The 23,818-nt window shown below is 49.2% G+C and carries 25 protein-coding genes; 14 read left to right on the top strand and 11 right to left on the bottom strand.

What is annotated here, in order from left to right:
* Positions 1-79 precede the first annotated feature (79 nt).
* The gene (locus tag AB3G37_RS18030; protein WP_369788686.1) at positions 80-1,564 is read left to right on the top strand and encodes an MFS transporter; all 1,485 of its coding nucleotides are present in this window, start codon (positions 80-82) and stop codon (positions 1,562-1,564) included.
* A gap of 66 nt (positions 1,565-1,630) precedes the next feature.
* Here AB3G37_RS18030 and AB3G37_RS18035 read toward each other — a convergent pair whose 3' ends face one another.
* Positions 1,631-2,737, bottom strand: coding sequence for a suppressor of fused domain protein (locus AB3G37_RS18035; RefSeq protein ID WP_009637664.1), 1,107 nt, complete (start codon positions 2,735-2,737; stop codon positions 1,631-1,633).
* Between the two features lie 150 nt (positions 2,738-2,887).
* Entirely contained in the window at positions 2,888-3,784 is an 897-nt protein-coding gene (locus AB3G37_RS18040; protein WP_009637663.1) for a LysR family transcriptional regulator, read from the bottom strand.
* Positions 3,785-3,926: 142 nt separating this feature from the next.
* Between AB3G37_RS18040 and AB3G37_RS18045 the strand changes: the two genes are divergently transcribed.
* The 3 genes from AB3G37_RS18045 (at position 3,927) to abgT (ending at position 8,391) form a co-directional block, all read left to right on the top strand.
* Complete coding sequence (locus tag AB3G37_RS18045) at positions 3,927-5,276, top strand: M20 family metallo-hydrolase (protein WP_369788687.1); 1,350 nt, start codon at positions 3,927-3,929, stop codon at positions 5,274-5,276.
* A 2-nt stretch (positions 5,277-5,278) separates the two neighbouring features.
* Positions 5,279-6,733 carry a M20 family metallopeptidase gene (locus tag AB3G37_RS18050; RefSeq protein WP_369788688.1) on the top strand — a complete coding sequence of 485 codons (1,455 nt, stop codon included), beginning with the start codon at positions 5,279-5,281 and terminating at the stop codon, positions 6,731-6,733.
* Positions 6,734-6,861: 128 nt separating this feature from the next.
* Entirely contained in the window at positions 6,862-8,391 is a 1,530-nt protein-coding gene (gene abgT, locus AB3G37_RS18055; protein WP_009637660.1) for a p-aminobenzoyl-glutamate transporter, read from the top strand.
* A 17-nt stretch (positions 8,392-8,408) separates the two neighbouring features.
* Here abgT and AB3G37_RS18060 read toward each other — a convergent pair whose 3' ends face one another.
* Together AB3G37_RS18060 and AB3G37_RS18065 are read right to left on the bottom strand one after the other, a co-directional pair.
* Positions 8,409-9,290, bottom strand: a complete 882-nt coding sequence (locus tag AB3G37_RS18060; protein WP_369788689.1) for an oxygenase MpaB family protein — start codon at positions 9,288-9,290, stop codon at positions 8,409-8,411.
* Positions 9,291-9,313: 23 nt separating this feature from the next.
* The gene (locus tag AB3G37_RS18065) at positions 9,314-9,973 is read right to left on the bottom strand and encodes a TetR/AcrR family transcriptional regulator (protein ID WP_009637658.1); all 660 of its coding nucleotides are present in this window, start codon (positions 9,971-9,973) and stop codon (positions 9,314-9,316) included.
* 175 nt (positions 9,974-10,148) lie between these two features.
* On the opposite strand from AB3G37_RS18065, the gene AB3G37_RS18070 reads away from it, so the two are divergent.
* The 8 genes from AB3G37_RS18070 to AB3G37_RS18105 all read left to right on the top strand — a co-directional run bounded on the left by AB3G37_RS18070 (position 10,149) and on the right by AB3G37_RS18105 (position 13,984).
* Positions 10,149-10,409 carry a hypothetical protein gene (locus AB3G37_RS18070; protein WP_369788690.1) on the top strand — a complete coding sequence of 87 codons (261 nt, stop codon included), beginning with the start codon at positions 10,149-10,151 and terminating at the stop codon, positions 10,407-10,409.
* A 533-nt stretch (positions 10,410-10,942) separates the two neighbouring features.
* A complete protein-coding gene (locus AB3G37_RS18075; RefSeq protein WP_369788691.1) occupies positions 10,943-11,200 on the top strand; it encodes a DUF1471 domain-containing protein in 258 nt (85 codons plus the stop codon).
* Between the two features lie 211 nt (positions 11,201-11,411).
* Positions 11,412-11,672, top strand: a complete 261-nt coding sequence (locus AB3G37_RS18080) for a YdgH/BhsA/McbA-like domain containing protein (protein ID WP_369788692.1) — start codon at positions 11,412-11,414, stop codon at positions 11,670-11,672.
* A 146-nt stretch (positions 11,673-11,818) separates the two neighbouring features.
* Positions 11,819-12,079 carry a YdgH/BhsA/McbA-like domain containing protein gene (locus tag AB3G37_RS18085; protein WP_369788693.1) on the top strand — a complete coding sequence of 87 codons (261 nt, stop codon included), beginning with the start codon at positions 11,819-11,821 and terminating at the stop codon, positions 12,077-12,079.
* A 210-nt stretch (positions 12,080-12,289) separates the two neighbouring features.
* Complete coding sequence (locus tag AB3G37_RS18090) at positions 12,290-12,550, top strand: YdgH/BhsA/McbA-like domain containing protein (protein ID WP_369788694.1); 261 nt, start codon at positions 12,290-12,292, stop codon at positions 12,548-12,550.
* A gap of 294 nt (positions 12,551-12,844) precedes the next feature.
* On the top strand, positions 12,845-13,105 hold the full coding sequence (locus AB3G37_RS18095) for a YdgH/BhsA/McbA-like domain containing protein (RefSeq protein ID WP_369788695.1): 261 nt from the start codon (positions 12,845-12,847) through the stop codon (positions 13,103-13,105).
* 158 nt (positions 13,106-13,263) lie between these two features.
* Positions 13,264-13,524, top strand: a complete 261-nt coding sequence (locus AB3G37_RS18100; protein ID WP_009637651.1) for a YdgH/BhsA/McbA-like domain containing protein — start codon at positions 13,264-13,266, stop codon at positions 13,522-13,524.
* A gap of 199 nt (positions 13,525-13,723) precedes the next feature.
* Positions 13,724-13,984, top strand: coding sequence for a YdgH/BhsA/McbA-like domain containing protein (locus tag AB3G37_RS18105; RefSeq protein WP_009637650.1), 261 nt, complete (start codon positions 13,724-13,726; stop codon positions 13,982-13,984).
* A gap of 118 nt (positions 13,985-14,102) precedes the next feature.
* Here AB3G37_RS18105 and ddlA read toward each other — a convergent pair whose 3' ends face one another.
* Positions 14,103-15,200 carry a D-alanine--D-alanine ligase gene (ddlA, locus tag AB3G37_RS18110; protein WP_369788696.1) on the bottom strand — a complete coding sequence of 366 codons (1,098 nt, stop codon included), beginning with the start codon at positions 15,198-15,200 and terminating at the stop codon, positions 14,103-14,105.
* Between the two features lie 23 nt (positions 15,201-15,223).
* Complete coding sequence (locus AB3G37_RS18115; protein WP_369788697.1) at positions 15,224-15,565, bottom strand: DHCW motif cupin fold protein; 342 nt, start codon at positions 15,563-15,565, stop codon at positions 15,224-15,226.
* Positions 15,566-15,842: 277 nt separating this feature from the next.
* Between AB3G37_RS18115 and AB3G37_RS18120 the strand changes: the two genes are divergently transcribed.
* Positions 15,843-17,222 (top strand): NAD-dependent succinate-semialdehyde dehydrogenase, encoded by a 1,380-nt coding sequence (locus AB3G37_RS18120; RefSeq protein ID WP_369788698.1) that lies wholly within the window; start codon positions 15,843-15,845, stop codon positions 17,220-17,222.
* A 117-nt stretch (positions 17,223-17,339) separates the two neighbouring features.
* Here AB3G37_RS18120 and phnE (AB3G37_RS18125) read toward each other — a convergent pair whose 3' ends face one another.
* The 4 genes from phnE (AB3G37_RS18125) to phnC all read right to left on the bottom strand — a co-directional run bounded on the left by phnE (AB3G37_RS18125) (position 17,340) and on the right by phnC (position 21,142).
* Complete coding sequence (phnE, locus tag AB3G37_RS18125; RefSeq protein WP_369788699.1) at positions 17,340-18,269, bottom strand: phosphonate ABC transporter, permease protein PhnE; 930 nt, start codon at positions 18,267-18,269, stop codon at positions 17,340-17,342.
* Positions 18,269-19,132 carry a phosphonate ABC transporter, permease protein PhnE gene (gene phnE / locus AB3G37_RS18130; RefSeq protein WP_009637645.1) on the bottom strand — a complete coding sequence of 288 codons (864 nt, stop codon included), beginning with the start codon at positions 19,130-19,132 and terminating at the stop codon, positions 18,269-18,271. Before phnE (AB3G37_RS18130) ends, phnE (AB3G37_RS18125) begins: the two co-directional genes overlap by 1 nt.
* Before the next feature lie 211 nt (positions 19,133-19,343).
* The gene (gene phnD / locus AB3G37_RS18135) at positions 19,344-20,276 is read right to left on the bottom strand and encodes a phosphonate ABC transporter substrate-binding protein (protein WP_009637644.1); all 933 of its coding nucleotides are present in this window, start codon (positions 20,274-20,276) and stop codon (positions 19,344-19,346) included.
* 29 nt (positions 20,277-20,305) lie between these two features.
* Positions 20,306-21,142: a phosphonate ABC transporter ATP-binding protein gene (gene phnC, locus AB3G37_RS18140; RefSeq protein ID WP_009637643.1), complete on the bottom strand. Its 837-nt coding sequence runs from the start codon at positions 21,140-21,142 to the stop codon at positions 20,306-20,308.
* A gap of 196 nt (positions 21,143-21,338) precedes the next feature.
* Here phnC and dld point away from each other — a divergent pair, with 196 nt between their 5' ends.
* Positions 21,339-23,057: a D-lactate dehydrogenase gene (gene dld / locus AB3G37_RS18145; RefSeq protein ID WP_369788700.1), complete on the top strand. Its 1,719-nt coding sequence runs from the start codon at positions 21,339-21,341 to the stop codon at positions 23,055-23,057.
* An 86-nt stretch (positions 23,058-23,143) separates the two neighbouring features.
* Here dld and AB3G37_RS18150 read toward each other — a convergent pair whose 3' ends face one another.
* Positions 23,144-23,734, bottom strand: coding sequence for a Yip1 family protein (locus AB3G37_RS18150; RefSeq protein WP_009637641.1), 591 nt, complete (start codon positions 23,732-23,734; stop codon positions 23,144-23,146).
* Positions 23,735-23,818: the final 84 nt, after the last annotated feature.

Here is a 23,818-nt window from a genome sequence, read left to right on the forward strand (position 1 = left end):
ACAATAACTAATTTGCGCTTGAAGCTTGGCTGTCTGGACGTCTATACTGCTTTTTTTATTAAAAAGCGTAATTAAAAAAATGTCTGACACTATTGCGGCTTCTACCGCCGCCTCATCAGGGTACAACACGTCAAGCGCCGGTGACCAACCGACGCTCATCCGTTCTGCGTCGGATATCACTCGTCTGGTTAATCAGGGCGCAACCAAACTCAGCGATGCTCGCATTGTCGTCGCTATTGCACTGGGTGGCGTTTTCCTCGACGCCTATGATCTCGGTGGTTTAGCTTTCGGCATGAAAGACATCACTCGCCAATTTGGCCTCACTCCTTCGGGTGCCGGTCTGGTCGCTTCGGCGATTACACTTGGCGCAATCGTTGGCGCGCTGTTTGGCGGCTATCTGACTGACAAAATTGGTCGTTATCGGGTCTTTATGGCCGATATGTTCTTCTTTGTTATCGCCGCGCTGGCCTGTGCCTTTGCCCCGAATGAATGGGTACTTGGCGGCTCACGATTTGTGATGGGCGTCGGCGTAGGCATTGACCTGCCGGTGGCGATGGCCTTCCTGGCCGAGTTTTCCAAGCTTTCCGGGCGCGGTAACAAAGCGTCGCGGGTGGCGATGTGGTGCCCGACCTGGTATGCCGCAATCAGTATTTCCTACCTGTTGGTGCTGCTACTTTATGCCGTGTTACCTGCGGAAGATACCGGCCTGTTATGGCGTTTGATTCTCGGCTTCGGTGCCGTTCCGGCAATATTAATCATTGCTATCCGCCATCGTTATATGAATGAATCACCGGTTTGGACCGCCAATCAGGGTGATTTGAAAGGCGCTGCCGCTATCCTGCGTCGTTCATACAATATCAACGTTGAAGTGGCAGCTGACGCCGACCAACAAGCTCAGCCAGCAGTGCGCAAAGCGGCATGGAGCAACTATGGCCAACTGTGGAAAGGCGTTTATTTCAAGCGAACTCTGCTGGTCAGCGTGATGTCCGTCGCTTCGCCGTTTGCTTACAACGCCGTGGCTTTTGGCTTGCCGGTTATCCTTTCGACCTTCCTGAAACAGTCGGTGATTAGCACTATTCTGTTCTCGCTGGGCCTTAATCTGTGCTTCGCATTTGTCGGCGGCCTGCTGGCGGTACGTTTTGTCTCGAAGATTGGCGCATGGAATATGACTGTCGTCGGGTACGCCTTCCAGCTGATTGCGATGATTGGCCTGGCGCTGGTTGGCCGTCCAGCAGACAGCGCAGAGGCCGCTATCTCAATTTCGATGCTGGCATTGTTCCTGTTTGGTCAGGGTATCGGACCGGGTTCACACTCAATGACTTACGCCTCGCTGAGCTACCCAACTTCGCTGCGTGGGACCGGTGTCGGCCTGAGCCAGGTTGTTTCGCGTGTCAGCTCGACTGCTTCACTGTTTCTGTTCCCGGTACTGACCGCCGCGTTGGGTACCAAAGTGTTTTGGGCGATCGGCCTGGCACCGCTGGTGGGCGTTCTTATCCTGCTGGCTATCCGTTGGGAACCGTCTGGTTATGACGTCGACGCCGAAGATTTTGAAAAAAAAGTCTAAACGCTGACTCACAGAATATCAGCTATCAGGCAAGGCATTGGCGTCCTGCAATTTTCGTTTCGCGGCTTAAACCACCGTCGCGCGTGGTGCGAAAACAGGCCCGATGCCCGCTTCCCTTAGCAGAGCCACCAGCTCATTGCCCCCGTTAGGGCGGCTTTGGGCAAATTCAACTTCGGTGGCGACAATCGGGCTAATCCACAGCAGATTAACCGGGTCACCATAACAGCGCGGCAGCTGAAATTTACCCAGCGAATCGCCAAGCGCGGTGGAGATCACATGCCCCTCATAACCCAGCGGTGCCACCGGCGAAAGCAGCGTATGCCCTTCCCCCAGCCAGCTCAGCGTGGTCCATGGCAGCTGCGCATAGTTAGACATCGCGCTGGCCATCTGCACCGCATTGGCTTCATCGACATATTCCTTGCCTACCGCAAACGCCAGCTCGATACGACGATGATGCTCGGCTTCGTCGTTAAAAATCAGCTCAATCTGCGGCATCGGTCGAATGCTCATGCCTAGGGTAAAGAAATAATAATTGTGATCATCCTCATGCTGGGAAATCGCCATCGGTGGCCAGGTCCCTTGATCGATGGCGTAATATTTTACCGCCGGACCAAAGCGCTGCTCATAGCAGGTTGTGAAGTTACGCTGGATTTTCGGCCACGGATTATGCTCTTCCTGTGCCCAATCGCGCCAGAATTGACGAGTTTTATCCGCCAGTGCGTACTGGGTGTTGGTTGAAGCGGAGCCCAGCGGAAAAGTCAGAGAGTTTTGCTGAATACAGCCAGCCGAATAGCTGACGGAGTGATCGATATACAGGCTCCAGCCGGGGATCACCGCCAGCAACAGCCCGTGATACCACAGCGCCGCGCCGTCATCGCTTTCATTCCATAGAATCTGAATCCCGGCGGGATCCAGCGGTGCCTCGGCCTCCAGGCTGCGGCAATACTGTGCGGCGAGCATCGGAGGCAGGCCTTGTTCCAGCGCCTGATTATCGTCCTGTGTCGGGGCCGGAGAAAGATTTCTGACCCAACAACCGCGCATCCTTGGGAAACGATCGCGCAGATCTTCACGCGCATAAATATAAAGATAAACGACGCGATCGTCCTGTTCGACCATCGCAATCAGAGTCTGTTTATCGTTGCTGACTTTGGCGAGTATTTCTGACTGGCGCATGTTACCTCAATAGGATTAAGCCGCTTCTTATTCTCTTTGAGATAAAGTGTAGAACGTCTTGTGCGCTAACATAACGGGCAAAAATCCCAAAACTCAGGGAATACGCGGTTAATACCACGATTTATAGCCATTTTACCGGGCCGAGGTTGATTAACGACAATAGAGCCGGAATAGTTGCGCCAATTGAGCAGCCATCGGCGACAGCGTCGAGTCCTTTCTCTGAATAAGGTGGAAGGTCGCTTTTGGCAATGGCAGATCTAAATCCAGTGCAACCAGACTCTGCCCCATCAGCGGATCATTGATGATATCAACCGACAGCACCGACAGAAAATTGGTTTTGGCCAGCAGGCTGGTGCATGACATAAAGGTTTCACAGACCACGCTGATTTTCGGCTCCACCTCCAGCTCGCTAAACATCTCGCCGAGTAGTTTGTAATAGCTGCCACGCGGCGTCGGCAAGGTCCAGTCACAGTGCAGCAACTCTTTTATGGTGCGCGCCTTTTCAAGCGGATGGCCGCGCCGACACACCACGCGATACTCCTTATCCATAAGTTTTTCATATAACAGTTCGTTATCATAGGCACTTTGATAATAAGTATTGATAGTAAAGTCCAATTCACCCTGCCTCAATTCAGGGATCATCGACACCAGCTGCCCTTCGGCGATCCTGACTTTGACGTCAGGGAACTCGCGATGAAAACGATCGATCACCTCAGGCATGATAGTCCGCGCGATACTGGCACCAATGCCGATATTTACCTGTCCACTGGTGGCGCCCAAACGTTGAGCTATATCGTCCTGCGCGACCCGTAATTCCTCGAGTATCAGGCTGGCACGCTTGAAAAAAATCTCACCGCATTCGGTCAACGTTACCCCTTGACGCCGGCGGATAAACAGCTGTGCGCCAAGGCTGTCTTCCAGCTCTTTTATCGACTTGGTCAAGGCTGGCTGCGACAAACTTAAAAATCGGCTTGCGGCACGAATGCTGCCCTGGCGGCTAACGGCCACGAAGGCGCGTAGCTGATGCATTTTTATTGATGAAGACATGCTCTGATTGATAACCCCTGATTATCACCAAAAAGATTTTGGCATCTTATACGCCATGGTTGCTTTGTGTACATTGAAATCAAAGTGTCACATCTCACCTTTGAAAAAAACCGCTATTACCGCGAGAAAAAAGGATCTCATCATGGCTTTAAAGACATCAGAAGCAGGCGAAATTTCCTCATTGCACAAGCTTGCCGAGCGCGTTGACCACATTTTTCCCGCGCTTCAACAGCGCCGCCGCGACCTGCATAAGTACGCGGAGTCAGGCTGGCTGGAGTTTCGCACCTCGACGCTGGTCGCCGAACGCCTTAGTGAATTGGGTTATCAGCTGCAATTAGGCCGTGAAGTGATCGATGCGGATTCGCGCATGGGCTTACCGTCTGCCGAAGTTTTGAAGCAGCACGAAAAGCGTGCATTGGAACAAGGAGCCATTGCCCGCTGGATGCCGCATTTTTCAGGTGGTTTTACCGGTGTAGTAGCCACGCTGGTGACCGGTAAACCGGGGCCGGTGATAGGTTATCGCGTTGATATGGATGCACTGGACCTTAATGAAGTACTCAACGACCAGCATCGCCCATTCCGCGAAGGTTTTGCCTCTTTGAACGGCGGCATGATGCACGCCTGCGGCCACGACGGCCACACCACGATTGGATTAGGTCTGGCGCAGCTGCTAATGGAAATCCGCGACCAGCTTTGCGGCACCGTTAAAATCATTTTCCAGCCTGCCGAAGAAGGCACGCGCGGCGCGAAATCAATGGTCGCCGCGGGTGTGGTAGATGACGTCGACTTCTTCACCGCCGTACACATCGGCACCGGCGTTCCCGCCAATCATATCGTTTGTGGCAATGATACATTTATGGCGACCACCAAACTCGACGTGACTTTCACCGGCGTTGCGGCTCATGCAGGCGGCAATCCAGAACAGGGTCGCAATGCTTTGCTGGCTGCGGCCCAGGCAACTCTCGGCCTGCATGCCTTGCCACGACACAGCGCGGGCAGCTCGAGGATCAATGTTGGCGTGTTGCAGGCGGGTACGGGTCGTAACGTGGTGCCTTCCAGCGCCATGATGAAGGTCGAAACGCGCGGCGCGACTAATGAGGTTAACGAATTTATCTACCAGCAGGCGCTGAAGGTGATTTCCGGCGCGGCAGAAATGTACCAAGTGCAGTTTGAAACCAAACTGATGGGCGCGGCGCAAAGCAGCAAACCTACTGCCGCATGGGTCAATTACATTCATCAACAGGCACAAAAACTGGGTCTGTTTGAGGAAATTATTGACCGTCAGGAAGGCGCAGCCGGTTCGGAAGATGCCACTTACATGATGGAACGGGTGAAATCGCTGGGCGGTGAAGCGTCTTATGTTATTTTCGGCACCGATCTCAGCGCGGGTCACCACAACGAAAAATTCGATTTTGACGAACAAGTCATGACTCAGGGGATTAAAACGCTGGCCGCGCTGGCGCTTAACATTGCCTCTTTCAACAAGGAGTGAATATGTCTGCCTCAAAACCTGTGATCAGTTTTATCAATGATTTTATCGACAACCAGCGAGACGCACTTTCGGCGATCAGTAACGAAATCTGGGATCATCCGGAAACGCGTTTTGAAGAGTCTCATTCCTCAGCCCTGTTGGCCGACAAACTGCAAGCCAGCGGTTTTCAGATGCAACGCGGCGTCGGCGGCATGGAAACGGCATTTATCGCCAGCACGGGTGCGGGTAAACCGGTGATCGCCCTGCTGGGAGAATTCGACGCGCTGGCGGGCCTGAGTCAACAGGCCGGTTGTGACTATGCCGAGCCGCTGGAAGAAAACGGTAATGGCCACGGCTGCGGCCATAATCTGCTGGGCACGGCGGCTTTGGGCGGCGCGCTGGCAGTGAAAGCCTGGCTGGAAAGAGAAGGCATCGCGGGTACGGTAAGATTTTATGGCTGTCCCGGCGAGGAAGGCGGCTCGGGTAAAACCTTTATGGCGCGCGAGGGCCTGTTCGACGACGTTGACGCGGCACTAACCTGGCATCCGGAAACTTTTAGCGGCATGTTCAGCAACCCGACACTTGCCAATATTCAGGCGGCGTTTCATTTTAAAGGCGCGGCTTCTCACGCTGCTGCTGCGCCGCATTTGGGCCGCAGCGCGCTGGATGCGTTAACCCTGATGAACACTGGCGCCAATTTCCTGCGCGAGCACATTATTCAGGAAGCACGAGTCCATTATGCGGTAACCAATGCCGGAGGTATTTCGCCAAATGTGGTGCAGGCCGATGCAGAAGTACTTTATCTGGTTCGCGCGCCGCAGCTGGATCAGGCACAGGCTATTTTTGAGCGGGTGATTGATATTGCCAAAGGCGCGGCGCTGATGACGGGCACCAAAATGACCCTGCGTTTCGATAAAGCCTGCTCTAACTACGCGCCGAACCGCGAGCTTGAATCTCTGATGTACCAGTACGTGCAAGCCTTTGGCACGCCAGACTACACGGCAGAAGAGCGAGCCTTTGCGCAATCAATTTATGCTACCTTGAACGATCAGGATATTGATAATAGCCTGAACAGTATGGCAAAAACGGGCGGCACTGCGGGGCGTGAGTTTGCAGAAACACTGCGCAAATCACCGTTGACCGATTCTGTCGCGCCCTATTGCGCCAACGACAATATTCTTTATGGTTCCACCGACGTCGGCGACGTCAGTTGGCTGGTGCCCACCGCGCAGTGTTTCAGCCCGTGCTTCGTGGTTGGCTCGCCGCTGCACACTTGGCAAATCGTCTCGCAGGGCAGAACTTCTCTGGCACACAAGGGTATGTGTCTGGCCGCAAAAGTGATGGGTTCAACCGCGATTGCCCTGCTCAGTGAACCGGCGCTGCTGGAAGCCTGTCAACAGGAGCATCGCGCCGCTCGAAACCGTCGTCCTTATCATTGCCCAATCCCGGAGGGGATTAAACCTTCACCTTTAAAGTAAAACACGTTAAAAAGATCGACTACCCAGCGCCGAGCTTCGTTCAATCTCGCCGCTGGGTATAAAAAATAATAAAACCGCACGGCATGACCGGCGGAATTCAATGACGACTATTTTCGACGAGGGGTTTTATGAGTATTGAAGCACAGGAACATCATCACAGCCCAGGCGGCTTCTTCGGCTGGGTTGAGCGCGTAGGGAATAAAATCCCCAATCCATTTTTACTGTTTGTCTATCTAATAGTGCTGCTGATGTTAAGCAGCGCCGCGATATCCTGGCTCAATATTACCGCGGTCAATCCGACCAATGGCGAGATTATCCACGTTAAAAATCTACTCAGCGTCGAGGGAATACAGTGGATTTTGCCCAACGTAGTAAAGAATTTTAGCGGCTTTGCACCACTGGGATCCATTCTGGCACTGGTGCTAGGCGCGGGCCTTGCCGAGCGCGTCGGCCTGTTGCAGAGCCTGATGTATAAAATGGCGGCCGGTGTTAGCGCCCGCTATGCCAGCTATCTGGTTATCTTTATCGCTTTCTTTAGCCATATTTCTTCCGATGCGGCACTTGTGGTGATGCCACCGTTGGGCGCGCTGATTTTTCTTGCCGTAGGACGCCACCCGGTTGCCGGTTTGCTGGCTGCTATCGCCGGTGTCGGTTGCGGATTTACGGCTAACTTGCTGATAGTGACCACTGACGTATTGCTTTCCGGCCTTAGCTCGGAAGCCGCAAAAGTGATTAACCCGGCGGTACAGGTCAGCGTGGTGGATAACTGGTACTTTATGGCCGCCTCGGTGATTTTACTGACTTTGGTCGGCGGTATTCTTACCGACAAGTTTGTTGAACCGCGGCTGCCAGCTTATGAGGGCGAACGCAACGAGCAGATGAAGAAGTTGAGCCCGCAGCAGAATCGTGGTTTGGCGGCCAGCGGGATTGCGGCTGTAATCTTTATCGCGCTGGTGGCTTTGCTGGTGGTGCCGGAATCTGCACCGCTGCGCAATCCGCATACTCACGGCATTGTTCCGTCGCCGTTCATTATGGGTATCGTGCCGCTGATTATTTTGTTTTTCTTCGTGGTCTCAATCCCTTATGGATTGGTAACTAAACAGATCAAATCGCAAAGTGACATTCCGAATCTGTTAGTCGACCCAATGAAAGGCATGGCAGGTTTTATCGTGATGGTTTTCCCGCTGTCCCAGTTTGTGGCGTTTTTTAACTGGAGCAATATGGGCAAATTTATGGCGATCGGCTTGACCGATGTTCTTGAAAAACTGGGGATGACTGGCATACCGGCGTTCGTCGGGCTGATTTTCCTGTCGGCACTGCTGTGCATGTTTATCGCCAGCGGATCGGCTATCTGGTCAATACTGGCACCGATCTTCATTCCAATGTTTATGCTACTCGGCTTTCATCCGGCCTTTGCACAAATCGTGTTCCGTATCGCCGATTCTTCTGTGCTGCCGTTGGCCCCGATGTCGCCGTTTTTGCCGCTGTTCCTGGGATTCCTGCAACGTTACAACAAGAATGCGCAGCTTGGCACCTACTACTCGCTGGTGCTGCCGTATCCGGTGGTATTTTTCATCGTTTGGCTGTTAATGCTGGTGGTCTGGTATCTGTTGGGGCTGCCGATTGGTCCGGGCGTCTATCCGCACATGCCGTCTTAAAGCGTACACCTGCGGCGTTAGGGCAATCGTCCTACGCGCCGCATCGCCCTGCTCCAGGAACCATTGCGCACTGCCCAGCGCAGTACTTTAGCCACCCGATGCATGGAAAACTCAATCCCCTTACGGGTCAATGGCGAGATTTTAATCCCCAACTGATCTTGCGCCCACTGCGGTAAGAGTTCGATGCCTGCCCAGACCATCAGTTTGCCGACCGGCACCGCAATTTTACTGGGTGCCGGGGCATTTTTCAGCAGTCTCACCACTTCTAGAGTTCTTTCGTCGCAGCGTAATAAAGGGCGAATATTTTCTAAATAGGCGTTGATCTGCTGTACGTTGGTGGGCACGTTTTCGCCGCCCAAACCTTCAACAACGCGAGCAACTTCAAGGTAGTATTGATCCTGTTCGGCCAGACTTAAACTGGGGTTGCGATAGCGAAGATAGGATTGGAGAAAACTATAGGATTCAGCGACGTGTACCCAGACCAGCAATTCTGGATCGCTGGCTGCGTAAGGTTGCCCGCGAGCATCCTGGCCAGTGACGTTTAAATGAATGGATTTTACGCGCTCGATAAGCTTTTCAGCATCGGCCAACGAGGCAAAGGTGGTTCCTGAAACGAATTGGCTGGTACGTCGTAAACGTCCAAGCATGTCCTGGCGAAAGTTCGAATGGTCCCACACGCCCGCCAGAGCAAGAGGATGAAGCATTTGTAGCAGCAAGGCACTGACGCCACCACACAGCATGCTCGAGAAATCGCCATGAACACGCCACACTACGCTGTCAGGGCCAAAAAGCCCGACATCACCAAGAGGCTGTTCAAAGTCTATTCCTCCCAGCGCCAGGCCAGAAATGCTTAATACCTGGCGCTCAATCTTATTTCTAACCACTTCGGCTAATGCCATGGCACCTGATTCTCAAAGAGTTTTTAGTGTGCAACGGTCTTAGCCATTGGAACAGTACGTAGCTGTGGCCATACATACATCAACATATCAATAACGGCATCCAGCTGTTCATTGCTGGCCCCATCACGAGCCTGCACAGACATTCCCTGAACGGTGGTGGCGACATATTTTGCCAACAGCGAACTGTCAGTATCGCCAGGGAATTCACCCGTGAGTTTTTTCTTCTCGAAAAATTCAAACAGCGTGCGTTCCTGAGACAAGTGGCGCGAGCGCAACATCTCGGATATTTCCTGCGATGCGGCAGACATTCCTGAGGCAGCGCTAATAATAAAGCAGCCGTTCGGGGTGTCGCAGTCAGTGAACATCTCTGCCGTGGTTCGCAGATACTGCTCGATAGTCTGTTCAACAGACAGGTCTGACCGACTCAGCAAACACAAACTTTTTTCATAAAAGGTTGCCAGATAATGCTCTACAGCCGCGCGAAACAAACCCTCTTTGTTGCCAAATTCAGCATACAAGGTAGGGGCTTTGGCGCCAGTTGCTTCAACCAAGTCTGCTAACGATGTTGCTTCATAGCCGTGACGCCAGAACAGATTTAGCGCTTTACTCAGAGCAGTTCCACGATCGAACTGTTTTGGGCGACCACGACTTTTACGGACTAGTGCCGTCTGTTCAGTGCTCATACACCCTCCTTTCATCACCATTGTGATTATGGTTGTCAAAATATCTTAACGATCATTATTAAAAATAGTTGCGAAGAAGTCCAGTAGAGATTAATATTTAATTATCGAGCGATAAGTAAATCACTCCCTACGGATATCGACCCAGCTATAAAATAGTCACCCAGGACATAACATCATGAGAAACATCAAATTAGTTCTTGCAGTACTGGCATTGACCGCTGTGCCGGTTGCTAATGTTGCCGCACAGCAGACTTACATGATGCCTGCACAGACTCAGGAAATCGCAATGGTCAATGTGACTGGCGACAGCAATGTTGTCCAACCGCCACATGGCACCTTGAATCGTAAACCGCTACAGCCTGGTATTACGAGTTCACCGACCATTCCACCAGCCCCCAATGCGGCTCGTAACGCGCCATCAGCCATTTACTATTAATCCTTGGTAAATGCATCCCGTTAAAGCCACCGCTAGCTGGCGGTAAGCCTTTCTGAAGATGAACAGGCTTTAAAAAAGCAAAGGCAGTGCATTTGGGCTGCCTTCTTTTTTAACACCCTCCCCCCCATAGCTCAAGAATTTATTAGTAGGTATTAAAATAAACTTTTATAGAAACATTTTCGAATGACTATATTGAATAACCATTGCAGATTAATGAAAAAAGCAATGTGATTTAATATCTTACAAACATGCCTGTCAGATTTTACTCTTCTTCACTCATTCAGAGTGCAATCTTTAGAATCACTTGAAATAACAGATCACCCAGCATTACTGGTGAACATCTTCAGGTGGCTAACCTGCGGAAATCTCCCACTACTTCTGGGAGTTAGCGTGCTACAGCACATTTAGTTAACAATCGATATAAAAATAAATTGCTATAGCGACCGGATATGAATAACATTTAATTATCGAGTGTTAATTTATTTGTGAATCACCATTTAATTCGCATTTATCCATTATCAGGAATACCGAACATGAAAATCTTAAGCATGATTTTTACCGCGTTAGCGCTGGCTACCTCATCATTTTCGAGCCTGGCTGCAACTGAAGTTATTCAAGCACCGACTAACGCGCAGAAAATCGGCGAAGTGTCCGCAACCGCGAGCAATGACCTTTCAAACCTTGAACGTAATCTCAATGCCAAAGCAGAGGAAGCCGGAGCCACGTCTTTTCGTATTATTTCTGCCACAGGAGCCAACCAGCTTCATGGTACCGCCGAGCTGTATAAATAAGTTTTGATCTACTCACTTTCCCTGCTCAATCAGCGATCCGCACAATTAGTTAACGATTAATATAAAAACATATTGCACAGATTGCGAACAGCTCCTATCATTTACTTATCGAACGTTAACTAATAAACATTTCAGGTTAACGACGAACAAGAAAATTTATCCGGGTTTGATAAGCATCAAATTCGGCAAACAAGATAATGAGGAAGCAATCATGAAAAACCTGACTAAAGCTATTGCTGTTATCGCCTTGACCACCGCGTCATTTGCTACTTTCGCAGCTACTGAAGTGAACTCTGCTCCGGCAGGCGCACAAAGCGTCGGTGTGGTAAGCGCATCCACAAACGGCGATGACCTGACTACGCTGCAAGGCAAACTGGCTGCAAAAGCGGCTAAAGAAGGTGCAAGTTCTTATCGCATCATTTCTGCCGGTGGTGAAAATCATCTTTATGGCACCGCAGAAATTTATAAATAACAACTCAGCCAGCACAATTAGTTAACGATTATTAAATAAACAACTTGCAGCATACGGAATCAGGGACTACTATTTAGTTAACGAACGATAACAAATATCGTCCCCTTGAAAATTACAGTGAACTTAAAAGAGTAGGAGTAAAAATCATGAAAAACCTGACTAAAGCTTTTGCCGTTATCGCACTGACTACTGCTTCATTCGCTACCTTTGCTGCCACGGAAGTTAATTCTGCACCAGTAGGTCAACAAAGCGCAGGTATGGTGAGTGCTTCAACCAACAATAGTGACTTGGGTACTTTGCAAGACAAACTGGCTGCTAAAGCTGCTCAGGAAGGTGCAAGTTCTTATCGTATTATTTCTGCCGGCGGTGAAAACCACATGTACGGTACTGCAGAAATCTATAAATAAGCTTGGCGCTACAGTTTAAGACTCATCTGGCGTAGCAATTAATAACGTATGTCATTAATGACATAAGTTAAGTAGTAAGGGTTAAGACCTTTCGAAGAGGCAAAAGCCCCGACGATAGGCATCGGACAGTAAATCCGCTTAATTTCATAATGCGAACGGCACTCATGTCGTCACTGAAAATTAAGCAACAACGACTAATAGGACTAAATCATGAAAAACCTGACTAAAGCTTTTGCAGTGATCGCACTGACTACCGCTTCATTTGCCACTTTTGCAGCTACAGAAGTTGATGCAGCTCCCGCAGGCCAACACAGCGTGGGTATGGTAAGCGCATCGGCAAATAACGGTGACTTAGGTACCATGCAGGATAAATTGGCGGCTAAAGCCGATCAGGAAGGTGCAAGTTCATATCGCATCATCTCTACCGGTGGTGAAGACCATGTTTACGGTACCGCAGAAATCTATAAATAATTTTCTGAACAAATTTATGTTGTTATATAGATAATATCTGTTGTGTCATCGATATAAGTAGTGTGAAGAAGAGGCGACTTTGGTCGCCTTTTTCATTTCTAAAATGCCCCCTTTCAGATCCTCGTTTTAACGATCAGCACAATTAGTTAACGATTAATATAAAAACAGATTGCACAGAAACCGATCTGCCTCTATCATTAACTTATCGAACGTTAATTAATAACGACGAACAAGAATTAATCACCGAAGTCGATAAGTGATGATTTCGGAAAACAAATTAATGAGGAAGCAATCATGAAAAACCTGACTAAAGCATTTGCCGTTATCGCCCTGACTACCGCTTCATTCGCTACTTTCGCTGCTACCGAAGTCAACATGGCGCCAGCGGGTTCACAGAGTGCCGGTGTTGTTAGCGCCTCTGTAAACGGCGGTGACCTCAGCTCGCTGCAAGGCAAACTGGCTGCCAAAGCCTCGCAGGAAGGTGCAAGTTCATACCGCATCATCTCTGCCGGTGGTGAAAACCATCTGTACGGTACTGCAGAAATTTACAAATAAGCGTTAGCAATAAATCGATCAGCACAATTAGTTAACGATTATTAAATAAACATCTTGCATCAAACAGTCTCAAGGCTTAGTATTTAGTTAACGAACGATAACAAATATCGTCCTCCTGAATATCAAGACTGAACTAAACAAGAATAGGAAATAAGACCATGAAAAACCTGACTAAAGCATTTGCTGTTATCGCACTTACTACCGCTTCATTCGCGACTTTCGCCGCTACAGAAGTGAATATGGCGCCAAATGATTCGCAAACTCTGGGTACTGTTAGTGCTTCAACTAACGACAGCAACCTGAGTGCATTGCAGGGTAAATTGGCTGCCAAAGCAGCTCAGGAAGGTGCAAGTTCTTACCGCATCATCTCTGCCGGTGGTGAAAACCACATGTATGGTACCGCTGAGATCTACAAATAAGGTTGACGTTATCGCCAATACATTTGAATGATTTGAAGTGACTGAAGTGAATTGTAGGAAGTAAGGGTAACTATCAAGGTCATTACACGTTAGTGCGAGACCTGATAAATCGGACAGTATTAAGGTTCTAATTTCTCAAGCGAGCGGTAAAAAATACCGTCACTGAAATTAGACAACAACGACATATAGGACAAATATTATGAAAAACCTGACAAAAGCTTTTGCAGTGATCGCACTGACTACTGCTTCATTCGCAACTTTTGCTGCTACTGAAGTAACCTCTGCTCCCGTTAACGCACAAAGTATCGGTACAGTGAGTGCTACAACTAACGGTAATGATTTAAGCTCTCTGCAGGGTAAATTGGCTGCCAAAGCCGCTCAGGAAGGTGCCAGTTCTTACCGCATCGTAGCTGCCGGTGGTGACAATCACCTGTTTGGTACCGCAGAAATTTATAAATAAGTTATACAGTTTTAGTACCATAAGTAATAAAGCTGAAGAGGCGGCGTTTGCCGCCTTTTTCGTGTCTGCAATTTACAATCCCAGCTTTTATTCATGCCGGTCAAGAGGTTTAAATACCTTAGCTAGACGAGCTTTTTAAGCCACTGTCTAACTGATGCTGTTCAATCGCCAACTCAATTAATTCAGTAATCAGCGCGGTATAATCCAGACCGCTGGCTGCCCATAGCTTGGGATACATACTGATATTGGTAAAGCCAGGCAGTGTGTTGATTTCATTTATTACCACCTCCCCCTCTTCGGTGAGGAATACGTCTACCCGCGCCATACCGCGACATTCCAGTGCCTGATAAGCCTGAATGGCGATAGCGCGAATTTTGTCGTTAATTTCAGTAGCAATATTGGCAGGAATAGCAACTGACGCGCCTTGCTCATTTATATACTTAGTGTCGTAGGAATAAAATTCATCGTGCAGGATCACCTCACCGCAGGTACTGGCCTTAGGAAAATCATTACCTAATACCGCACATTCGATCTCTCGACCTTTAATCGCCGATTCGACCAATACTTTGTGATCATAACTAAACGCGCTGTCTAAGGCCTGTTCGTAAGAATCACGGCTCTTGACCTTACTAACGCCTACTGACGACCCCTGATTAGCCGGTTTTATAAACAGCGGCAACCCGAGTTGTTCCACCACATGGTCAAAACTGGTTTGCGCCCGCGTGCGGCGAGTGAGGGTAACAAAAGGCGCAACGTTAAGTCCGGCATCACGCAGCAGCCGTTTCGTCACGTCCTTATCCATACACACCGCCGAGCCAAGTACCCCGGAACCGACATAAGGGATATTGGCCATCCTCAGCAGTCCCTGCAATGAACCGTCTTCACCCAGCGTGCCGTGAACAATCGGGAAAATGACATCAAGCTGCGACATGGCATGCGCATCCTGAGTATCAATCAGCTGATTTTTTTCCAGACCGGGCACCAGCGCTACCTGCTGGTTTGAGCGATTCAGGGCAATCAGCGCAGGATCTTCAGCGTTGAGCAGATAATTACTGGCATCGTTAATATGCCATTCACCCTGTTTATCGATTCCCAGCAGAGTGACGTCGAAACGTTGCTGATCTAAGGCATCAACGATATTGCGGGCGGATTGCAATGACACCTCATGTTCTGATGATTTGCCGCCAAAAATGATACCCACGCGTAATTTACTCAATTTCTACTCCTCACAGACTGCTTTTAATCAACGATGAACAATTTTGCGCCGATTGGGGTTGATGATTGATGCGCTTCGGCGTGATCCGCGACCTGATAGCTCATGCCCGGCGTTAAAACAAATTTGCGGCCATCGTCGAGCACGGTATGCAACTCACCTTCGAGACAGAACAGGACATGCCCTTTCTCACACCAGTGATCGGCCAGATAGCCTGCCGAATATTCGACAATGCGCACCCGAATAGGTTGGGTTTCGTCGCCAAAATGCTGAGTACGCCACAGGGCTTCGCCATTTTCACCCGCGTGTCGAGTCGGCTCAATCGTGCTCCAATCGGTAGTACAAAACGGAATAGCTGATAATTTCATCTTAGTCTCGTGCAAAACGGGGATTCCAGAATAGAAGTGAATGGCTTGGCGATCAATTGCCTAATGCGTTCCATAGATTAAGAAAGCGGGCAAACGGTTAGAAATAGGAATTTTAATAACGAAAAGTTATGTAAACCGCAGCTAAAGCTCAAAAATACGCAGTAGTTTGACTATGCTTAATATTCAGCCGCAGCAAATGCTGAATAACGCACCTCAATTCATGTTCGGAGAGTTAACCTTTTTCTGTGTCTCCGAGCAGCAAAACAAGGAGCAATTCATGCCTTATCAAACTATCAATCCTTTCAACAACAAGCTCATCAAAGAATATCAAACTCATAATGATCATCAGGTTGAACAGGCTTTGGAAACGGCTCACCAGTTGTATAAATCCACATGGGCTCAGGGCGATATCCAACCTCGTCTGCAAGTCTTGCATAAACTGTCGCAGATTATTTCCTCGCGAGTTGAAGAACTTGCTCAAGGTATCAGTACCGAAATGGGTAAACTGATCGAGCAAAGCCGTGCCGAGGTTCAACTGACTGCCGACATTGCCAAATACTATGCGGAAAACGCCGAAGAGTTTCTGAAACCCGTGCCGTACAAATCTAGCCTGGGTGAAGCGTGGGTCGAAAATTCACCAATAGGGGTGATTATGGCGGTTGAACCCTGGAACTTCCCGTTCTATCAGTTGATCCGCGTACTGGCACCTAATCTCGCAGCGGGTAACAGTGTATTGGTCAAGCACGCCAGCATCGTCCCTCATAGCGCAGAAACCTTTGAGAAACTGATTACTGAAGCAGGCGCGCCAAAAGGGGCTTATACCAACCTGTTTATCTCTTCCGATCAGGTATCAGAAATCATTGATGACGACCGCGTACAGGGTGTGGCTTTGACCGGTTCTGAAAAAGCCGGTGCTGCTGTGGCATCAAGAGCAGCAGGCAAGCTTAAAAAATCCACGCTCGAGTTGGGCGGTAACGATATTTTCGCCGTGTTGGAAGATGCCGATATCGACCTGGCAGCCAAAGTGGGTGCGCAAGCGCGCGTTGCCAACGCGGGCCAGGTTTGTACCGCGGCGAAACGCTTTATCGTCAATGAAAAAGTGGCGGATGAATTCCTCAGAAAATTCACCCAGCATTTAAGTGAGCTGAAAATTGGCGACCCGTTGGATAGCAAAACTACGCTGGGTCCGCTTTCTTCTGCTGACGCGCTGAAAATCCTGACCAAGCAGGTGAAAGAGGCGGTTAAACACGGTGCCAAGCTGCATCTTGGTGGCGAGCCTATCGGCAACAATCCGGGTAATTTCTATCCTGCGACCATTTTGACCGGCATCACTCGTGATAATCCGGCATATTTCGAAGAGTTTTTCGGACCGGTCGCGCAGTTCTACGTGGTTAAAAATGATGAGGAGTTGGTGAAACTGGCCAATGATTCACACTATGGCCTGGGGGGTGCCCTGTTTACTCGTGACCTAAAACGCGCGCGCAAACTGGCAACGCAGATTGAAACCGGGATGGTTTATGTTAACTCGCTGACTAACACCGCGCCCGAGCTTCCGTTTGGTGGAGTTAAACGTTCAGGTTTTGGCCGCGAGCTTTCCGATCTGGGTATTAAAGAATTTGTGAACCAAAAATTGGTCGTACTGGCCGAAAAATCTTAATATTTATCTGATTAACTCCCCCTCGGTCGGGGAGTTCCGGGGGAGTGAAAGACTGCATTTTTTAGTAACTCCCCCATCCAAAATCCCTTTTATCAGCAGCATCTCTTTTATAAAATTCTAATCCTGCTCACCGCGAAACAACTCCATTTTTGGACGCTTTGTTTCCTCGGATTTGTATAAATCAATCTCTTTGCCAACAATATATTTTGCCCGCAGCATCGATGATATTTTATCCATGGCCATCACGATAACCACCAGAATCAGAGTGATGAACATCACTACGTCCCAGTTCCACAGGCGCATATTCTCGGCATACACCAGGCCTACCCCACCCGCGCCGACAAATCCCAGCACCGCCGCAGAACGGGTATTAGATTCAATCTGATACAACGACAACGCCAAAAAGGTGGGAAAAGATTGAGTAAAAATCCCAAAACGATGAGTTTGCAATGGATTGGCCCCCAGCGCGCGTAATCCTCGACTTGGAGATCGCTCAACCGCTTCATGCCCTTCGGCAAACAGCTTACCCAGTAAACCCAAGTCCTGCATGATAATAGCCAGCACACCCGCCAGCGGCCCCATGCCTACGGCACGAACAAAAATCAAGCCCCATATAGCCATGTCCAGCCCGCGAAGAACATCCATAATACGGCGAATTATCAGTGAGATAGGTCGTAACACTGGAGTCGACATCACATTGCGAGCCGCCAGGAAAGACAGTGGCAGTGCCAAAAATGAGGCGGTGACAGTGCCGGCAAATACAATTGCCAAGGTGATAGCGATTTGCGTGAAGTAATACATCAGTGGCCACTGGGAGAAGTTCTGCCAGACAAACATCCGCAAGAAGTATTGGCCAATATCTGCACAGCCTCGAGCAAACTGTGGCAAGGCAATGCCGTAAAAGTGGAAGAAAAACAGGTAATAAAGCACGATAGCGGATACTGCAATCGCCAGAGAACGCAGATAACGCCGCTGGGCAGCAAAAAGATGCGGATGTTGCTGTTTCATGCTTTCCACCGCTGCGGTATTCAACGAATCTGTCAGCATCAGAATGTTCCTTCTACGACGCGCTTGCGCAGTTTGCCGGAGGCGTAATCCATAATCGACACCACCAGAATAATCAGCAATAAGGTCATGCTAACCTGATCGTACCGGTCCAGCTTGATTGAGGTCATCAGTTCCTGCCCTATTCCACCGGCCCCGACCAGACCAAGGATAGTTGACTGGCGGAAGTTGATTTCAAGACGCATAAAGCTGTAAGAGAGAAATATTGGCTGCACCTGTGGCCAAAGCGCATAGCGCATTCTTTGCAAACGGCCCGCACCGCAGGCTTTTAAACCACGCACCGGTTTGTCTGAAGCAGTTTCAATCGATTCATAAAACAGTTTGGTCAGACTGCCAACTGTGTGCAGAGTCAGGGCAATAAAACCGGGAATCGCACCAATCCCAAACGCCATTACACACATCACCGCCCAGGCAAGCTCTGGCATGGTACGCAAGAAAGCAACAAAGGTTCGCACGCTAAATTTAAGCCATTTTGGCGAATCCGTATTGTTAGCGGCGATAAATGCCAGCACCACGGATAATAAGGTCGACAGAATTGTCGAAGAAAAAGCCAGCTGGATGGTTTCCCAAATCAGCGGTAACTGAATATTAAGGCGATAGCCCCAGTAAGCAAAAGAGCCTTTAGTATGGCCATCGGCAAACAGAACGTCCCAATGTAATGTCGGCACAGTCTGACCGATGTAATCGAAGAAATGCGGCGCGTTGACAATAATAGTTTTTAGATTAAGCTCGGAAATACTCCCCGCCCATAAATAAAGGACCAACATCAAGCCAGACCATATCAGCGCCTCACGTTTTTGCTTGCTGCGTATTTGCTGGTAATAATGGTGAAATTCTGTATTCAAAATAAGGCTTCCACAAGTTAATGGCGGAGAAAGTTATTATCACTACTTAAGTTAATCTTATTAAGATATGAGCAGATAAGTTATTGCCTATATCCCATGGATTACAGGTAGCCAGAAGGCGGCGACTAAACGAGTCCCCGGTAACTACATTAAATAAGTGACCGGGGCGAATAAAGAAGCCAACACCTTAGCGGCTTAAAGATAAAGGATATTAGCGACTACCTTGAGTAAGCTCTCTTTTCATATCGATGATCTGTTGATAATCAGCGATACTCGCAGGGCCAATGTGCTGGTTGCCACCCACGGCTTTGACAAAGCAGGCGTGATCTTCTTTATCCAGCTTATTGATAGCCGCCACGACTTTAGCTTTAAAATCGGCGGGTAAAGAGTTGCTGACCAGAATTGGACCGTTCGGGATCAATGGTGACTCCCAAATGATGCGGATTTGCTTCATCAGGTCTGGATGGTCCATGCGCATCATGCGGCCAAAAGCACCCGAGGTATACCCCGTTGACGGATCGCCAATCATTGATGACCAGGCTACTGCACCGGCAAACTGGCCATTCAGCACGCCAAGAATATCTTGCTCGTGGCCGCCAGAGAAAGTGGTACTTGAGAAGAAATGGTTGTACTGATCGTCAGTCGTGCCGCCAAACATTTTCTTGAAGGCGGCATTCGGGATAAGGTAACCCGACGTTGAATCCGGATCGGCAAAGCCAAATGCGGTGCCTTTAAGGTCTTCAACTTTTTTATACTTACTGTCAGCTTTAACCAGCACTACCGAGTGGTAACCACGTGACTGGTCGGTATCATCGACCAGAATACCTTCAATGCTCACCGCTTTTGGATTATTTAAATAAACCGAGGCATAAGAAGAAGGTGACATGCTTAATACCATATCGACTTTCCCACCCAGCAGCCCTTGAATAACTCCAGAGTAGTCAGACGAATTACGTAATTTGGTATCGACATTCAGCTCTTTATCAAAGAACTGCTTTACACACATATTATCGCCGATTTGCTGTGTGGCATTCTGGCCACCAAGAATCCCCAGATTTAATTCTTTTGGTGCATCTGCGGCCATACTATTCATTGCTGCCATTGACCCTGCAACAAATACCGCCAGACGTAATAGCTTCTTCATTTATTATTAACCTTTTATAGTTGGGTGAATTATGCGTTTACCGCTTCACTTTCTTCGCCATAGAGTTTGTGTAAAATAGAATCGGTTAGATAATCTGGATGTCCGTCATAAATAATTTCGCCGTGGGCAATACCAATCACTCGGGTACAGAAATCTTTTACTAGCTCAACCGAGTGCAAATTCACCATCACGGCAATGTTATCTTCACTAACTTTTTTCAGAGCATTCATAATTCGCTGAGTATTTTTCGGATCCAGCGAGGCAACCGGCTCATCGGCCAGCAAAATTCTCGGGTTTTGCATCAGCGCACGGCAGATAGCCACGCGCTGCATCTGGCCGCCCGACAGATTCTCGGCGCGTTGCAGAGCGTGCGGCAGCATGTTGAGCCATTCGAGCAAAGAAATGGCGCGAGCACGGTCTTCGTCATCAAACTGGTTAAAAAAAGACTTCAGGGTTGATGTCTGGCTCAGACGACCCAGTAGCACGTTAGTTAAAACGTCTAGACGAGGTACCAGACAGAAATCCTGAAAAATCATGCCACAACCAGCCCGCCAACGACGCAGGGCCTTGCCGGTCAAACCTGCCAGCTCTTGTTTGTCTCCGCCGTCATAATGGCAAACAACGCTGCCCTCACTTAGAGGAATAGTTCCATTAAGTACGTGCAATAAAGTTGATTTACCCGCGCCCGAGCGACCAATTACCGCAACAAATTCGCCGGCATGCAGTTCGAAATTAATATCATTAAGTACGCGCGTCCCGGATTTGTAGGACTTAACCAGACCTTTCACGTCTAACACTTTATTCTGATGCTGTGGCTGGGCCTGAGGATATTCAGCCTGTGCCAGCTTAAGTTGAGCTTGCGCCATTATGCTGTCTCCGGTTGCTTACAGATTCTGTCGTCCATTAAGCGCGACTTCTGTGACAGATTAATGATGCTTTGATGGCTGAAAGATGACCTTAAAATATTGATATCGGGCATGCTTACTGCCTAATGTAGAAACAACGCCTATGATTAATGGCAGATAGCGGCCCGAGTGCCGACAATAATGACAGGGAGGCAGAATGAAATTTCAGCAACAGTCAACGCCAGCCGATAACAGCGCATTTCTGGAAAAACTCAAGTCGATTGTAGGTAATCGCCATGTCCTGACCTCGGAAAGTCAAACCGAACGCTACCGTAAAGGATTCCGTTCTGGTGGTGGAAAAGCACTGGCCGTGGTATTTCCGCAAACGTTGCTGCAACAATGGCAATTACTGCAGGCCTGCGTCGAGGCCGATAAAATCGTTATTATGCAGGCAGCCAATACTGGGCTGACTGAAGGCTCGACACCCAGCGGGGAGGGTTATGACCGTGACATCGTTATTTTCAGCACCCTTAAGCTAAATGGTATTCAGGTAATTAATGAGGGCAAGCAGATAATCGGTTTCCCGGGCAGTACTTTATATGAGCTGGAAAAACGTCTGAAACCGTTGGGACGAGAACCGCATTCCGTGATTGGCTCCTCGTGCATTGGCGCATCGGTAGTTGGCGGAGTCTGTAATAACTCTGGCGGTTCGCTGATAAAACGTGGTCCGGCCTACACTGAAATGGCGCTCTACGCGCAAATAAACCTGCAGGGCAATCTCGAGCTTATTAATCATCTAGGTATTCACCTTGGCAATTCTCCGCAGGAGATCCTGACTCGTCTTGAGAATGCAGAATATACAGAGGCTGATATCGAATACAGTGAGTTGAAAGCCTCTGACCATGAATATGCCGAGAGGGTGCGCGACGTTGATGCCGATACCCCCTCGCGCTTTAATGCTGACCATCGCCGCTTGTATGAGGCTTCGGGCTGCGCAGGAAAACGCGCCATCTTTGCCGTCAGGCTAGATACCTTCGAGGCGGAAGCACAGCAGCAGGTTTTCTATATCGGAACCGACAATACTGCAGTATTGACCGATTTGCGCCGCAGTATTCTTTCTGAATTCAATAACCTGCCGGTTGCCGGTGAATATATGCATCGCGATATCTTTGATATCACCGAGGTTTACGGTAAAGACACTTTTATCATGATCGATAAACTCGGCACCGATAAAATGCCGGACATGTTCACGGCTAAAGGAAAGTTTGACGCTAAAGCCAATAAAGTGCCGTTTTTGCCGTCAAACTTTAGCGATCGCGTGATGCAGTGCCTGAGCCGGGCCTTGCCCAATCATCTGCCGCCGCGAATGAAAAAATATCGTGATCGCTATGAACACCACCTGTTGTTGAAAATGTCTGGCGCGGGTATCGAAGAAGCACAAAACTTTTTGACCCACTTTTTTGCCGACCGCGACGGCGACTTTTTTGTCTGTAGTGCAGACGAGGGCAAGAAAGCATTTCTGCATCGCTTTGCGGCGGCAGGAGCAGCGGTTCGTTATCACGCGGTTCATGATAAAGAGGTAGAGGATATTCTGGCGCTGGATATTGCCCTGCGCCGCAACGATCGCGACTGGTTTGAGGTTCTTCCGCCAGAGATTGACCAGCAACTGGTGGCAAAACTCTATTATGGGCATTTTATGTGTCACGTTTTCCATCAGGATTATATTGTCAAGAAAGGCGCAGACAGCAAGGCTCTGAAGCACAAAATGCTGGAAATCCTTGATGCCAAAGGGGCCGAGTATCCGGCAGAACACAATGTCGGCCATCTCTATATGGCCAAATCGCATCTGCGAGAGTTTTATCAGCAGGCCGATCCCACCAACAGTTTTAATCCTGGAATTGGTAAAACCAGCAAGTTAAAAGATTGGCAGGGCTAAATCGCAGGATAAAAAAATCCCCGACTGGCGAGTACCGGACGGGGATTTATAGAGCTTCAGTTAATGCGTTAATAATTTGTCCTCATTTAGAAAAGCCGTGAACCATATCCCCACATGATAACCGTCAGCGCCAGTAGAAACTCTAGCACCAGAACCCCCATAGCCAGCGTTGAGCTGGAGAACAGGAAGCCTTCGCGATGGTCAATTTCCAGAAAGTTGGGGATCCCGAGATACAGCAGATAACCGCTGTAACACAGGCCTATCAGCCCGACAAACAGGCACAGCCAGACCAGTGGATACAACGCGACGAGTCCGCTGAGAAACATCGGTGTTGCCACATAGCCCGCGAACACGATACAGCTGTTCAGACTGGGCCGACTTTCGTACCTACGCGCCATCCAATAGATGATTCGGCCCATTAGCGCTACGGCACAAAGGATTAATACATAAAAAGCTACGGCGATAGATGCTGATGTGAGCAAGGAGATTTGCATATTTTGCCCATCACCTAAATTCCATCCGATCTGCGTTGTGCCTATAAATGAACACACCACGGGAATGGCTGCCATCAGCAGGACATGATGAGAATAGACGTGCGAAACCGTTTCATGTTCACGTTGAATGCGTTGCAGTTCGGGACCTGGATGAGACATTAGTCCCCAGACATGATTTACCATGATACACCCCCTTGCCCGCTGCCAGTCGCCTACAGCGGCCCGTTTAAATCCTTTCGCTCTGTAAATTCTCACTTGCGACAGAGA

This window comes from Rouxiella sp. WC2420, assembly GCF_041200025.1.
GTDB lineage: Bacteria > Pseudomonadota > Gammaproteobacteria > Enterobacterales > Enterobacteriaceae > Rouxiella.